This is a genomic window from Thermococcus sp., assembly GCF_027012695.1.
GTDB lineage: Archaea > Methanobacteriota_B > Thermococci > Thermococcales > Thermococcaceae > Thermococcus.
The window spans coordinates 1-14,227 of record NZ_JALUYR010000023.1 but is presented as its reverse complement, the minus strand read 5'-3'; the positions used below and the strand labels follow the sequence as shown (position 1 = coordinate 14,227).

Genomic DNA, 14,227 nt, shown 5'->3' with positions numbered 1-14,227 from the left:
ACCGATGGGAAGGATTCACACGCTCTTCAAGTGGGAGATGAACGACCTGATAAAGGCCATCCTGCTGTTCCTGGGAGTACTGATGGCAGGGATGGCGATGAAGCAGTCGTTGATGCACGTTAAAAGCGCAATGAGCATCGCCTCGGGAACGGATGTAGTGCTCTTCGGCCCCTCACGGTCCAGTGGTGTTTCGACGTCTATCCTAGAACTCCTCTCCCTCGATGACGTCTGGATGCTTCTGAGCTTCCTCCTCCTGCTCCTCGGCGCACTCACCTTCCGCTACGACAGGGACAGCGGCGTGGCGCGTTCGGTCTACTCCCTACCCTATTCGAACGACGAAATCTTCGGGATCAAATTACTCTCATCCTTGGTCTACGGGTTCTTGATGTTCCTGTTGCCGTTTACCTACGTTGTCCTGACCACCTACGCAAGCATAGTGAACTACCTCCCGGAGATAGTCGCTCCATTCATCGGCCATGCACTCACTCTGACCGCATTCCTCCTGCTCTACCTGATAGCAGTCGCCACACTGGTCTCTCTTGCCTCTCCCAATGCCTTCCTCGCATTCATGGTCGGCTTCGCGGTGATATATACACCCAGAATTTTGGGGAACTCCCGCATACCACCCCAGCTCTTCATTGACGCCATCCCGAGGAGCGGCAGCACCAACTTCACGCCCTTCACGGCACAGTACCTCGGCTGGGGCATTCTCGTCCCGCTGGCACTCTTAGCCCTCTCTTGGGTCCTCATCAGGAGGAGGGATGTGGTGTGAGGTTCTGGGCGGCCCTTCTTGCCGCAATGCTGATGCTTTCCATCGGCTTCCTCTGGGTTTACAGCTCCTACGAAGACAGGGTCGGCTCGGTAGGGCCGGTCTTTCTCCCCCCGATGGAGCAGCAGGGAAACGTCACCAGCATCAGCACGGTAACGGCACATACCCCCACCAGCTCGCTGGTTGAAGCTTCCTGCAACGGCAACGGAATCGTCGAGGTGTACGACGTCATCACCGGGAAGCTGATGGACAGACACCCCATCTATGACCATGCCAGGTACCAGTTCCTCCTTCCCAGGGAAGGGGACTACCTGATAATTAACAACGGAACTGAAAAGGTCACCTGCTCCTTCCGCTTCATCCGGAACTATCCGACTGAAGAGGTTCAGAACACGATCTACGTGAGCGGCTCAGCCTTCGCCCTTCTCCTCGCCCTGGTGGTCTGGAGGTGGACCGGATGACGCTGATAGAGGCGAAAGAACTCCAGAAAATCTTCGGGAGCATCAGGGCGCTCGATGGGGTGACAGTTGAAATTCCCGGGGGAATAACCCTCATCCTCGGGCCGAACGGCGGCGGAAAGAGCACCTTTCTCAAGCTGGCAACCGGAATTTACAGACCCACGAGCGGCAAAATACTGGTGTTCGGAGAAAGGCCGTGGAACAACGGGAAGGTGAAGGCCCGTTTCGGAGTCGCCTACGACCCGCCCGCCTTTCCGCAGTTCGTGACGGGGAGGGAGTGGCTTACCCTGTTCGCCAGGAGCAAGGGGCTTGATGGGGAAGAGGCCGAGAGGGCTGCGGGGCTCTTCGACGCCAGAGAATTCCTTGACAAGAGAATAAACAGCTACTCCTCTGGAATGCTTAAGAGGTTGAGTCTTGCCCAGGCCTTCATTGGAAAACCCGAGCTTATATTCCTCGACGAGCCCCTCGCCAATATAGACTTCGACAGCATGGAGCGGGTCATCGAAACCATCGAAGAGATGAGGAAAGAGACCAACTTCGTGATAATCAGCCACATATGGGAACCACTGATGCCGATAGCGGACTGGGTGGTGGTCATAGGCAGCGGAAAGCTAGTTCTAGCCGGAAAGGCGGAAGAAGTCCAGAAAGACGTTGAAAGGCTGTTCAAGCCGCGTGTGAGACGTAAGGGGGGAGGGAATCCGGAAGAATCCCTCCCAAGGCAGGAGGTCGGTAAACTCCCACCGACGAATGGAACTTAGGGGCCAATGTTTATTAATCTTTTTCCCGAGGGAAGGGTATGAAGCTCGTCCACGACCCGATACACCGGGGAATCGAGCTTGACGACCTCGCGGTTAAACTCGTGGATACACCGGAGTTCCAGCGTTTGAGGAGGATAACCCAGCTCGGTCTGGTTTATCTCGCCTACCCCTCCGCCAGGCACACGCGCTTCGAGCATTCACTGGGAACGTTCTACCTCGCGGAGAGGATACGCGCTCACAACCCCGACATCGACGAAGGAACCGTTTACGCGGCCCTGCTCCACGACCTCGGCCATTACCCATTCTCCCACACGCTTGAGGCCCTCTACCCGAGGCACGAGGACAACACCCTCTGGCTAATAAAACACGGCGAAATCGGGGACGTTTTGGGGGAGCGCTTCTCAGGGAATGAGTTCAAAAGGCTCCTCAAACACCCCCTCGTTAGCGGCGACATCGACGCCGACAGGATGGACTACCTGGTGAGGGATGCCTACTACACGGGCGTCGCCTTCGGCCTCGTTGACCTCGACCGGCTTGTCAGGTACCTCCACTGGGACGGGTCCAGACTGGTGGTCATGGAAAAGGGTATCATGGCCGCCCAGAACCTTCTCCTCGCGAGGAGCATGATGTACCCGGCCGTTTACCAGCACCACACGGCGAGAATATCCGGGGCCATGCTCGTGAAGGCGGTGGAGCTTGATGGAATTCCCTACGAAGAAATCAGGACGATGGACGAGATTGACCTTTTAGCGAGGCTCAGGGGAAGTGAAAGGCCCGAAGTGAGAGAACTTGTGGGGGCGATAGACGACAGGAGGCTCTACAAGAGGGTTCTCTACACGAGGGAGGACCCCGGAGAGGGGGTAGTTTCCACCGTTAGGGAGCAGCTCGAGGCCGAGTTCGGACACCTCGTTCTCGTTGACTACCCGCCGAAGCCGAAGTTCGAGGAGAGGAACGCCTTCGTGGAAACCTGCGAGGGACTGAAAAGGCTCAGTGAGGTTTCCCCGCTGGTGCGCTCACTGGTCGAGCTGAAGGATACTCACTGGCGCTGGGGGGTCTACGCGAGGGAGGACGTTAAGGATGCCGTGTTGAAGGCGCTGGAAAAGCTTTTGTAAATCCAAAACCCTTAAGTATCCTGAACGCATCCCCTCAGCTCCCATTCTAAACCGGGAAAAGCTTTATAACCGCACCTTTTAAGTTAAGCCGACAAGCTCATCCAAGGATGGTGATGTAGATGGGAAGAAGGGAAGAGATGATTGCGAAGATCAAAGAACTGATGACCCAGCCCGAGAGGATCAGGAACATGGGTATCGCCGCTCACATTGACCACGGTAAGACGACCCTCAGCGACAACCTGCTCGCCGGAGCTGGAATGATAAGCGAAGAGCTCGCCGGAAAGCAGCTCGTTTTGGATTTCGACGAGCAGGAGCAGGCGAGAGGAATTACCATCAACGCGGCCAACGTCTCGATGGTTCACAACTACGAGGGCAACGACTACCTCATCAACCTGATTGATACTCCCGGTCACGTTGACTTCGGCGGTGACGTTACGAGGGCCATGCGTGCCATAGACGGTGCCATCATCGTTGTTGACGCCGTTGAAGGAGTGATGCCCCAGACCGAGACCGTCCTCAGACAGGCCCTTCGCGAGTACGTTAAGCCGGTCCTTTTCATCAACAAGGTTGACCGTCTCATAAAGGAGCTCAAGCTCGGACCGAACGAGATACTCCAGAGGTTCGCCAAGATCATCACCGACGTCAACAGGCTCATCAAGAAGTACGCGCCCGAGGAGTTCAAGAGCCAGTGGATGGTAAAAGTTGAGGACGGTAGCGTCGCCTTTGGAAGTGCCTACTACAACTGGGCGCTCAGCGTTCCCTACATGAAGAAGACCGGCGTTTCCTTCAAGGACATCGTCGAGCTCACCAACAGCGGTGATTTGAAGACCCTTCGCCAGAAGGCCCCGCTTCACGTTGTGGTTCTGGACATGGTCGTCAGACACCTCCCGAACCCGCTTGAGGCCCAGAAGTACAGGATCCCGCACCTCTGGAGGGGAGACGTCAACAGCGAGGTCGGCCAGGCCATGCTCAAGTGCGACCCGAAGGGACCGATGACGATGGTCGTCACCAAGATCATCCTCGACAAGCACGCCGGTGAAGTTTCAACCGGCCGCGTCTGGAGCGGTACGGTGAAGACCGGCCAGGAGGTTTACCTCATCAACGCCAAGAGGAAGTCCAGGATCCAGCAGGTCGGTATCTACATGGGTCCCGAGAGGGTCAACATGGAGGCCGTCCCTGCCGGAAACATCGTCGCGGTTACAGGTCTCCGCGATGCCATGGCCGGTGAGACAGTCTCGACCGAAAAGATTGAGCCCTTCGAGGCCCTCCACTACGCGAGCGAGCCGGTCGTTACCGTCGCGATTGAGGCCAAAAACGTCAAGGACCTTCCGAAGCTTATCGAGGCTTTGAGGCAGCTCGCCAAGGAGGACCCAACTCTGCACGTCAAGATTGACGAAGAGACCGGCCAGCACCTCCTCAGCGGTATGGGTGAGCTCCACCTCGAGGTCAAGCTCGTCAAGCTCAAGGAGGACTGGAAGCTCGACGTCGACGTTTCACCGCCGATAGTGGTTTACCGCGAGAGCGTCAGCAAGCCCAGCCCGATAGTTGAAGGAAAGAGCCCGAACAAGCACAACAGGTTCTACATCACCGTGGAGCCGATGCCGGACGAGATCTACGAGGCCATCAGGGAGGGCATAATCCCCGAAGGCAGGCCCAAGAACCCGAAGGAGGTTGCCAAGAAGCTGGCGGAGCTCGGCATGGACTACGAGGTCGCGAAAGGCATCGTCGACGTCTACAACGGCAATATGTTCCTCGACAACACCAAGGGTATCCAGTACCTCAACGAGGTCATGGACCTGCTCGTTGACGGTTTCCACATGGCCATGGACGAGGGCCCGCTCGCCAGGGAGCCGGTTATGAAGGTTATCGTTCGCCTCCACGACGCCAAGATCCACGAGGACAACGTCCACCGCGGTCCGGCCCAGATATACCCCGCCATCAGGACCGCTATACACTGCGCCATGATGAAGGCCGGCCCGGTCCTCTACGAGCCCTACCAGAAGGTCATCATCAACGTTCCATACGAGTACATGGGTGCCGTCAGCAGGGAGATCAACCAGAGGCGCGGCCAGCTCATTGACATGCGCCAGGAGGGAGAGGTCATGATCATCATCGCGGAAGCACCGGTCGCGGAGATGTTCGGATTCGCTGGAGCGATACGTGGTGCCACCAGCGGAAGGGCGCTCTGGAGCACCGAACATGCCGGATTCAAGCGCGTCCCGAACGAGCTGGCCCAGCAGATCATCAGGCAGATACGCCAGAGGAAGGGCCTCGACCCGAACCCGCCGAAGGAGCAGGACGTCTGCCCGCAGCAGTGAGGAGGCGTTATTCCTCTCTTTTCATATCCTTCCCTTTCTGGATACAATTTTATACTTCTCCCGATATTTTTGGAACTGGTGTTCGTATGGCCATTCCCAGGAACATCATCCGAAAGCATGTGTTGAATGCTATACTGGAAATAAACGAACATGGGGTTCCAGGAAGGTTCAGGTCCCTACGCTATTCCCTGGTGCACAATGGACGCGAGTACCCGCCCAAGTACGTTGTGTCCATCGCCAACAGATACGCCAACGGTGAATTGTTAGACCCGTCAAAGTTTACAACCCAAGATGCCTTGAGGTATCTAACGAGGCTGGGGTTTCAAATAGAGGAAAGAGTGGAGAATGGGCAAAACAACGGGGCAGTGAGTACAACGGGTGCATTGGCCAGAGGGTATCCAGCCGATGGGCTCGATAGACGGATGTACGGGGTTTTTGAGAAATTTGCCTTCCTCGTGGAGACGAGACTCAGGGCAATACTTGAGGGACGTTCTCAGCTTGATGAAATTTACCGGGAGAGCGAAGACACAATGAGATACATGATGTTCCATGCGCTGACGATCGTCGGGAGAATAAGCCCGACAGAGGTTTATCTTGAATATCCCCACCCCGAGGTCCCCAATCGAAACCATGCAAAACTTGACACATTTGTGGCTCCAAAAGGAGACAGGCCTGCCATTGCATTTGAAATGAAGTTTCACAGGAAAATCGGGAATAATGAACTGGCCAAACCAAACAACGCCGGAGCAGTGTTCGCGGATGTTCTCAAACTCGCCCTCTTTAGACCGGGAGCCAACATTAAGAGGTATCTAGTTTATATTGCCGATGGGCACATGCTTGACTACCTGAGCAACCCCCGGAATAAATACGAACCATTCATCAACCTGGAGGAGAACACAGGCTTTGATGTCACCCGAGAGTACCTGCTGGGAAAAACTAAAACGTTCAAACGGGAACTGAGAAGGGTTGTTGGAGAAGAAGAGCCTCCAGAACCCACGGTGATATGTCGGTTTAAACGAAACCTGCTACCCGAGAACAGGAAAATCGCGATCAGGCTATACGAGGTGGTTCCGGAGAACAAAGCAAACCCAGAGTGACGTTTTAAGTCAGAAAACGCATGCAGTTAACTTTTTAAACCCGCCACATGAGGTAAACCCGGAACTGGTGAGGCCTCCCCAACGAACGGCGGGTTTCCCGCCCGAGGGGGCCGAGGTTCGAAAGATTTAAAAAGCCATCCTAGTCAACGAGACTAGACCAAAATCTGGAGGTGTTTGAAAATGGCTAAGGAGAAGCCGCACGTTAACATCGTGTTTATAGGCCACGTGGACCACGGAAAGAGCACCACCATCGGAAGGCTGCTCTTCGACACCGCGAACATACCGGAGAACATCATCAAGAAGTTTGAGGAGATGGGTGAGAAGGGTAAGTCCTTCAAGTTCGCCTGGGTCATGGACAGGCTCAAGGAGGAGCGCGAGAGGGGTATCACCATCGACGTCGCCCACACCAAGTTCGAGACCCCGCACCGCTACATTACTATCATCGACGCTCCGGGCCACAGGGACTTCGTTAAGAACATGATCACCGGTGCCAGCCAGGCCGACGCTGCCGTTCTCGTTGTCGCTGCCACCGACGGTGTCATGCCCCAGACCAAGGAGCACGCCTTCCTTGCGAGAACCCTCGGTATCAACCATATCATAGTCGCAGTCAACAAGATGGACATGGTCAACTACGACGAGAAGAAGTTCAAGCAGGTCGCCGAGCAGGTCAAGAAGCTCCTTCAGATGCTCGGTTACAAGAACGTCCAGATCATCCCGATCAGCGCCTGGGAGGGCGACAACGTTGTCAAGAAGAGCGACAAGATGCCCTGGTACAAGGGGCCGACCCTCCTCGAGGCCCTCGACCAGATACCGGAGCCGCCGAAGCCGGTTGACAAGCCGCTCCGCATTCCGATCCAGGACGTCTACTCCATCAAGGGTGTCGGTACCGTCCCCGTTGGTAGGGTCGAGACCGGCGTTCTCAGGGTTGGCGACACCGTCATCTTCGAGCCTGCAAGCACGATCTTCCACAAGCCCGTCCAGGGTGAGGTAAAGTCCATCGAGATGCACCACGAGCCCCTCCAGGAAGCCTATCCGGGTGACAACATCGGATTCAACGTCCGCGGTGTCGGTAAGAACGACATAAAGCGCGGTGATGTTGCAGGCCACACCAACAACCCGCCGACCGTCGTCAGGCCGAAGGACACCTTCAAGGCCCAGATCATCGTCCTCAACCACCCGACTGCAATAACCGTCGGCTACACCCCGGTCCTCCACGCGCACACCCTCCAGGTCGCCGTCAGGTTCGAGCAGCTCCTGGCCAAGCTCGATCCAAGGACCGGTAACGTCGTCGAGGAGAACCCGCAGTTCATCAAGACCGGTGACTCGGCCATCGTCGTTCTCAGGCCGACCAAGCCGATGGTCATCGAGCCGGTCAAGGAGATCCCGCAGATGGGCCGCTTCGCCATCCGTGACATGGGCCAGACCGTCGCTGCCGGTATGGTCATATCCATCCAGAAGGCCGAGTGATTTCTCCGGCCTTTCCTTTAATCCTTGAAAGTAGGAGGGACGGAAATGCAGAAGGCGAGGATTAAACTGGCTAGCACCAACATTAGAGCCCTCAACCAGGTCACCGACCAGATCAGGCAGATCGCGGAGAGGACCGGCGTTAGGATGAGCGGCCCGATACCACTCCCGACCAAGAGGATAAGGATCACCACCCGGAAGAGCCCGGACGGAGAGGGAACCGCCACCTTCGACAGGTTCGAGCTCCGCGTTCACAAGAGGCTCGTCGACATTGAAGCGGATGAAAGGGCCATGCGCCAGATCATGCGCATCCGCGTTCCCGAGGATGTCACAATCGAGATCGAGCTCATCTCCTGATTCTCCCTTTATGCGCCGGGGTAGCCTAGCCTGGGAAGGCGCGGGCCTGGAGAGTCCGTGGGCGTTAGCCCGCCAGGGTTCAAATCCCTGCCCCGGCGCCACAGAAACTTTGCACAAGCAAAGTTTCATCAAAAAGCTCTGACTGTTTAATGGGGTTAGTGTTTAAGGGCCGTACACCCTAAAACTGACAATTTTAGAAATGGTTCTCGGAAGCTAGGAATTATCCAAGCTTTATAATCGTGTGCACGGCGCGTTCTCATGCTCTTTGAGGGTAAAGGATTTTTGGTCAAGTTTTGCGCAAGCAAAGGTTGCTGGATGGCGGAATATTAAGTACTGCTCATGATGGCATCTGGCTTTGTCAATCATTAAGGGCCAAATAGAAGAGAAAAGAAAGAAAAATTAAATCCCCGCGCCGATGTCCTCCGCGATGTCCGGGAGGTCGAGGGCAACGAGCTTGGCCTTTGTCGGGATACCGTCCCTGCTCCAGCCACGGGCCTGGTAGTATTCATCCAACATCCTGTCGAGCTCCCACGGCGGGACGTGGAGGCCCTTACTCGGTCCCTCCGGTATCGGCTCCCACATTATTCTGTAGGGCAGGTTGTCGTCCTTCCTGGTGAAGCCCTCACGGACGTTGAAAGCCCTGGCGACGTTCATTATCCTCTCGCCGATAACCATCAGTTCTGCTTCCCCAATGTTCATGCCAGTAACTGCCTCGACCAGCGGCGGGAAGCCCTCGAGGTAGTACATATGCCTGGAGAACTTGCACGTTCCAGTTGCATCGTAGATCGCCATGAGATTCTCGTGGAAGGCTATCTCGAACCCCTTGTTCTCGCCCTTCGTCCTGTCAACGCCCTCGAACTTCCACCACTTGCCAACTAGCTCGGTTCCGTAGGCGCCGCTGGTGAGGTGGTCGGCACCGCGAACGTTGACCGCAAACGCCAACGCCATTCCCTTTATGCCGCGGACGTCGTACGCTGGAGGCTCCATGCCCTTGACGTGGAGGGCGAACTTTTCGCTTCCCCTACCGAGTCTTTCGCTGGCCCTCTTGACACCATCCGCCAAAAGCTTTCCGAGGTTGCCCTCGCGGTAGGCCATCTTCTTTAGGGCCTCAACCGCTGCATCGCCGTTGCCGAAGGTCAGCTCAAGGCCGTCCGTATCTTCCTTCGTGAGAAGTCCCCTCTCGTAGGCCTCCATTGCCCAGGCTATGGTTACACCGGCCGAGATTGTGTCGAGACCCAGCTGGTCGGCAAGGTAGTTGAGGTAAGCCACTGTCTCGAAGTCGTCAACCTCGATGACTCCTCCGAAGGAGTAGAGCGTCTCGTACTCGGGACCGTCGGTCATGAAGGTGCCCCACTTCTTGCTCTCAACCTTTATGTATTGACTGCAGGGCTTGTTACAGAGAGGGCATGGCCGCCTACCCACGCGATACCTGGGTGCCCAGAAGTAGGGATCGAGTTCGATGTGTTCCCGTCCCTCTTTTTTGGCCCTCTCGTAGGCCTTCTTGAAGAAGCCCATCTGCCAGTTTCTGACCGGGAAGGTACCTCTTTCCCTGTTCATCCAGTCGAGGAACTCGCCGCTCCCGTACTCCATGTCCGCTTTAGTTGCCGGGTGGTTCTTGAAGACCAGCGCCCACTCCTTGATAAGCTCGCGGAGCTTCTCCGGATTGGCTATCGGCACCTTCTTGCTTCCCCTGACGAGGATCCCCTTGAGCTTCTTGCTTCCGAGAACCGCTCCCGGACCTCCTCTGCCGGCCTGCCTCTCGTCCGTGTCTATCATGGCGATCAGGTTGAGGTTCTCTCCGGCGGGGCCTATGAAGGCGGTGGCAAAACCCGGGTACTCCCCTTTAGCTTTGGCCCTCGCCTCGCCAGTGGTGAGGCCCCAGTAACCGTCCGCCGGGACGATCCTGACATCATCGTCCTCTATAACGAGAAGAACGGGCTCCTCACTTCTACCCTCAATGATGAGCATGTCGTAGCCGGCCTTCTTGAGCTCTTCCCCCATCTTCGCGCCCGACATTGCCCTTCCGTAGCCACCGGTGAGCGGGCTCTTGAAATTGAAGGCCGTCTTTGAGCCGGTCCCGATGCCGGTTCCGACGAAGAGTCCCGGCGTGATGATCATCTTGTTCTCCTCTCCGAGCGGGTCAGCCCCGGCCGGAACCTCGTCGTAGAGAACCCTCGTTCCAAAACCGACGCCGCCTAGGTACTTTCTTGGGAAGTACTCGGGCAAGGGCTCAACCCTGACATCTTTGGTCGTCAGGTTGACCCTCAGAATCCTGCCCCAGTAACCGCCTTTCGCCTCCATATCAGAATCACCTCGAAGGATTTTCGGCTCCGGGGATATAAGGTCTTCGCAAAAGGGAATGTTTCACAAAACGCATATAGTTAAGCCCACTCGTTAACTACCTGCGAATCCGGACTCCGCGAGGATCCAAAAGTTTTATCTGAATGACTCAAAAATCTCCCCAGGTGGAGAGATTGAATAACGTGATCAGGGCATGCAGGACCTGCAGATGGTTCGGCTCGATAGACTCAGGCCTTCCCGCCCACGGGCTGTGCAGAAAGCACATGAAAACGGTGCACATGAACTTCGTCTGCGACGACTGGGAGCCCCTCTGGGGGGAGAGGGAATAGGGGCTTCCGGATTGCTTTTTACTTCTTGAACACCCGCACATCCACAACGACGTGCCAGACACCGGGAGCGTAGCGCTTTATGATCCTCTCCTCCAGCTTCTCCGCGTCATAGCCGTGCTCCCTCGCTATCCTCCTGAAGGTCTCGAAGGGTTCCCCGGGCATAAGCCTCTCTGGAACCGTGTTGTGATAGTGAATTATCGCCTCGTCCTTCGCTATCTGCAGCGCTTTTGGTATGAACTCGTGGGTTGTTACGACGTAACCCATCAGAACCCTGTCGGCAATGTTCTCACCGGGAAAGTCGCGGTTGTCAATGTTGTAGGCGGTCATCCTGTCCTGAACCCCGTTCAGCTCGATGTTCTCAACCAGAAAGCGGAAAGTGTAGGGGCTTTTCTCTATCGCAATGACCCTCGCTCCACCGTGGACGGCCATCGGCAGACTGAGGTGTCCGATTCCGGCGAACATATCAACAACCAGCTCTCCCGGCATAGCTACCTTCGCCATCCTCACGCGCTCCTTGACGTTGGCAGGAGAAAACATTATCCGCGCGACGTCGAGCTTGTATCTGATCCCGTTTTCCACATGAACCGTTACCGTATCGCCGCCGTAGAGCACCTCGTAGTTCGTCTCGCGGAACTCGCCGGAGATGCGGCCCTTTCTGAGAACGGTTTTAACGCCGAGAACCTCCGCGTAGATCCGGGCTATCCTTTCTCTGTAAGGCTCGAGCTCCGGCCTGAGCGGAAGGATGAGAACGTCCCCTATCCGGACCCAGTGCTTTGGGAGAAGTTCGACTAACTCCCCCGGAAGCTCGCGGGAGAGGATTTCCCTTATGCGGGGTTTGATGAGCTGGGTTCCCCTTTTCCCTGACATCGGCTTTATTCTGATCTGGAACCTTAAAAGCGTTCCTCCCGTCGTTTCGTCAAAAAGCGAGGAGAAAGCCTTAAAAACTGAAAGGCCGAAGTTAAGGCGAGAAAGCCTGGAGGCTGATGAAGGGTATGGATGAAGAACCTCCAAGTAGTTGGTTCTCCCGCCTGTTTAAACCACGTGAAAAACCCGCACTTCTTGAACAGAAGCTCAGCAGGGAGGCCTACGAGGACTACAGGGCGCTTTTGATGAAGGCAAGGCCCGAAGTAAAGGGCTCGAAGCTCACTGTCCGGCTCTCCGACGGCACGGTAGAGCTCGATGAGGGCGTTCTGAAGGTCAGGGCAAAGAACCGGATGATCGCTGAGAAGATCCTGAGAAACCTGCACCATTACGAGCAGCCTCCAAGCCTCTGGCCGGCCTACGGACTGAGCTACTCGCTCAGGAGGAAGAGGCGGACAATTTTTTAATCCCCTTTTCCCTTCACTTCTCTCCCAAAGATTTAAATGTCCGGTTGGGCTTAACTCTCCAGGCGGATGACGACCCTTGCCCAGTCTGATCGGTGATGACGTCGGTATTAGCTGACGCAGGGGCGGCGAGGTTCGCGGGCCGATGACCCGCCCCGCTCCTGGAGGGAAGGCTATGAACGGCAACGGGAGCGATGAAGGGGAACTGCTGGAGTTCTACGCGAGCGAGGCCTTAACCTGTCCCCGGAGGATATACTTCCGTTTAAAGGGTTATCCGGAGAGGTGGCCTGAGTTCGTGAAGGTGAGGTTAAACCAGGGCATCAACACCCACAACGTCCTCGGTGAGATTCTGAAGAAGCGCTTCGGCTTCGAGCTTGAGAAACACCTCGTTCTCAGGTCGAGAAAGCTGGGTTTCGAGATACACGGCAGGATTGATGCCATCGGTGACTTTCCCATCGAGATCAAGGGCAAAACCAGCATTCCGGGCAGGCCCTACGACTACCACATGGCGCAGCTGAACATCTACACCCGCTGGGCCGAGGCGGAATACGGCTACCTCTACTACATCAAGCTCCACGAGGAGCCGATGAAGGTCATAAGCAGGATAGACTTCTCCCGCTTTCCCATCGTGAAGGGGCCGAACTTCAGGGCCTTCGAGGTGCCCTACGACGACAGGCTCTTCAGGGAGACGCTAAGACACTTCTACCGCGTTAAAAAGGCCTACGAAAAGAACAAGCCACCGAAGGGCGAGTACTCTTACGCCTGCAGGTTCTGTCCCTACCGTTACCTGTGCTATCCGGACGAGGAGTGACTTTTGTGGCCGGCAACCGCAAAGGTTGGGGAGAACTTTGGGGTTGGTAACCACAAAGATCTTGGATATCTTTGCGGTTGGCAGCCACAAAGCTTAAGGCACTTTTGAGTAAAGATCTCCATGCAGGTCGAAGAACTGAAGCGGGTACTGGTTTCCCAAAGGGAGGAGAGGATGGAATTCATCGAGCGGGAGAGGATAATTCAGAGGGACACCGAGAAGAACGCAAAGTCAGCCATGGCTTCCCCAAACGTTCTGGCAATACTCGGAGTCAGACGTTCCGGCAAATCAGTTTTCTCTTGGAGTTTAGCCGGTGACAATGCCCTCTACGTGAACTTCTTCGACGAGAGACTCTCGGCTTTTCGTTCGGATGACTTTGGAGGCTTTTGAATGCGGCCCGCGAACTGTGGGGGAAACCTGAGATCGTTGTGCTCGACGAGGTTCAGGAGGTAAAAGGCTGGGAGAGGTTTGTCTCAAGGCTCAGACTCAACAAGCGGGTCGTGGTCACAGGTTCATCGTCCAGGCTCCTGTCAGGGGAGATGGCGACCTACCTCACGGGAAGGCACGTTGATCTGACGCTGTTCCCCTTCTCCTTCCGGGAGTTTCTGCGGTTCAAAGGAGTGGAGCTGTCGGAGAGCTGGGAGTACTTCGACAGAGAAGTCTCGCGGGTGAAGAGGGAGCTTGAGGAGTACCTTGAGATAGGGGGCTTCCCCGAGGCCGTTAGGTTCGGGAGGTTCTATCTGAGCCAGATCTACCGCGACCTGATTGAGCGGGACGTTATACTAAGGCACGGCGTAAAGCACGTGGATGCCCTCAGGGAGCTGGCACGTTATTTGATCTCCAACCATTCCAGCGAGTTCACGTATTCAAGGCTGGGTTCACTGGCGGGATTGAGGGACGTCCACACCGTTAGAGACTACGTCTCTTATCTTGAGGGGGCTTACCTTATTTTCCAGCTCAGGCGCTTTTCCTTCAAGCCAAAGGGACAACTGCTGTCCCCGAGAAAGGTTTATCCCACCGATACGGGAATAGCCAAAACCCTCACCCTGAAAGCACATCCGGAGAAAGGAAAGCCTATGGAGCTGGCGGTTTTCCTGGAAATCAAACGCGCGCTCAGTTATTCCTTTATCC

Annotated in this window: 15 protein-coding genes and 1 tRNA gene; 14 read left to right on the top strand and 2 right to left on the bottom strand. The window is 55.9% G+C overall.

Features of this window, described 5'->3' with window-relative positions:
* The first annotated feature begins 4 nt into the window (after positions 1-4).
* The 9 genes from MV985_RS01115 to MV985_RS01075 all read left to right on the top strand — a co-directional run bounded on the left by MV985_RS01115 (position 5) and on the right by MV985_RS01075 (position 8,434).
* Positions 5-772 (top strand): MYXO-CTERM sorting domain-containing protein, encoded by a 768-nt coding sequence (locus tag MV985_RS01115; RefSeq protein WP_297458458.1) that lies wholly within the window; start codon positions 5-7, stop codon positions 770-772.
* The gene (locus MV985_RS01110; protein ID WP_297458447.1) at positions 769-1,230 is read left to right on the top strand and encodes a hypothetical protein; all 462 of its coding nucleotides are present in this window, start codon (positions 769-771) and stop codon (positions 1,228-1,230) included. Before MV985_RS01115 ends, MV985_RS01110 begins: the two co-directional genes overlap by 4 nt.
* Positions 1,227-1,985, top strand: a complete 759-nt coding sequence (locus tag MV985_RS01105; protein WP_297458438.1) for an ABC transporter ATP-binding protein — start codon at positions 1,227-1,229, stop codon at positions 1,983-1,985. The genes MV985_RS01110 and MV985_RS01105 overlap by 4 nt, the downstream gene beginning before the upstream one ends.
* Before the next feature lie 38 nt (positions 1,986-2,023).
* Positions 2,024-3,097: an HD domain-containing protein gene (locus MV985_RS01100; RefSeq protein ID WP_297458426.1), complete on the top strand. Its 1,074-nt coding sequence runs from the start codon at positions 2,024-2,026 to the stop codon at positions 3,095-3,097.
* A 119-nt stretch (positions 3,098-3,216) separates the two neighbouring features.
* Complete coding sequence (locus MV985_RS01095; protein WP_297458412.1) at positions 3,217-5,415, top strand: elongation factor EF-2; 2,199 nt, start codon at positions 3,217-3,219, stop codon at positions 5,413-5,415.
* Positions 5,416-5,501: 86 nt separating this feature from the next.
* On the top strand, positions 5,502-6,512 hold the full coding sequence (locus MV985_RS01090) for a hypothetical protein (protein WP_297458402.1): 1,011 nt from the start codon (positions 5,502-5,504) through the stop codon (positions 6,510-6,512).
* A gap of 180 nt (positions 6,513-6,692) precedes the next feature.
* Positions 6,693-7,979: a translation elongation factor EF-1 subunit alpha gene (gene tuf / locus MV985_RS01085; RefSeq protein ID WP_297458391.1), complete on the top strand. Its 1,287-nt coding sequence runs from the start codon at positions 6,693-6,695 to the stop codon at positions 7,977-7,979.
* Positions 7,980-8,024: 45 nt separating this feature from the next.
* Positions 8,025-8,333: a 30S ribosomal protein S10 gene (gene rpsJ, locus MV985_RS01080; RefSeq protein ID WP_297458378.1), complete on the top strand. Its 309-nt coding sequence runs from the start codon at positions 8,025-8,027 to the stop codon at positions 8,331-8,333.
* Between the two features lie 14 nt (positions 8,334-8,347).
* A tRNA-Ser gene (locus MV985_RS01075) sits at positions 8,348-8,434 on the top strand.
* Between the two features lie 298 nt (positions 8,435-8,732).
* Here MV985_RS01075 and MV985_RS01070 read toward each other — a convergent pair.
* Entirely contained in the window at positions 8,733-10,634 is a 1,902-nt protein-coding gene (locus MV985_RS01070; protein ID WP_297458367.1) for an aldehyde ferredoxin oxidoreductase family protein, read from the bottom strand.
* Positions 10,635-10,798: 164 nt separating this feature from the next.
* Between MV985_RS01070 and MV985_RS01065 the strand changes: the two genes are divergently transcribed.
* Complete coding sequence (locus MV985_RS01065; protein WP_297458360.1) at positions 10,799-10,963, top strand: hypothetical protein; 165 nt, start codon at positions 10,799-10,801, stop codon at positions 10,961-10,963.
* Positions 10,964-10,981: 18 nt separating this feature from the next.
* Here the strand turns inward: MV985_RS01065 and MV985_RS01060 are convergent, their stop codons facing one another.
* A complete protein-coding gene (locus MV985_RS01060; protein ID WP_297458345.1) occupies positions 10,982-11,830 on the bottom strand; it encodes a class I SAM-dependent methyltransferase family protein in 849 nt (282 codons plus the stop codon).
* 125 nt (positions 11,831-11,955) lie between these two features.
* On the opposite strand from MV985_RS01060, the gene MV985_RS01055 reads away from it, so the two are divergent.
* The 4 genes from MV985_RS01055 to MV985_RS01040 form a co-directional block, all read left to right on the top strand.
* Positions 11,956-12,291, top strand: a complete 336-nt coding sequence (locus MV985_RS01055; protein ID WP_297458768.1) for a hypothetical protein — start codon at positions 11,956-11,958, stop codon at positions 12,289-12,291.
* 142 nt (positions 12,292-12,433) lie between these two features.
* Entirely contained in the window at positions 12,434-13,099 is a 666-nt protein-coding gene (gene cas4 / locus MV985_RS01050) for a CRISPR-associated protein Cas4 (protein WP_297458336.1), read from the top strand.
* Positions 13,100-13,219: 120 nt separating this feature from the next.
* On the top strand, positions 13,220-13,486 hold the full coding sequence (locus MV985_RS01045; RefSeq protein ID WP_297458311.1) for a hypothetical protein: 267 nt from the start codon (positions 13,220-13,222) through the stop codon (positions 13,484-13,486).
* Positions 13,483-14,227: ATP-binding protein (locus tag MV985_RS01040; protein WP_297458299.1), on the top strand; the 745-nt coding region annotated here is incomplete at its 3' end. The genes MV985_RS01045 and MV985_RS01040, both read left to right, overlap by 4 nt.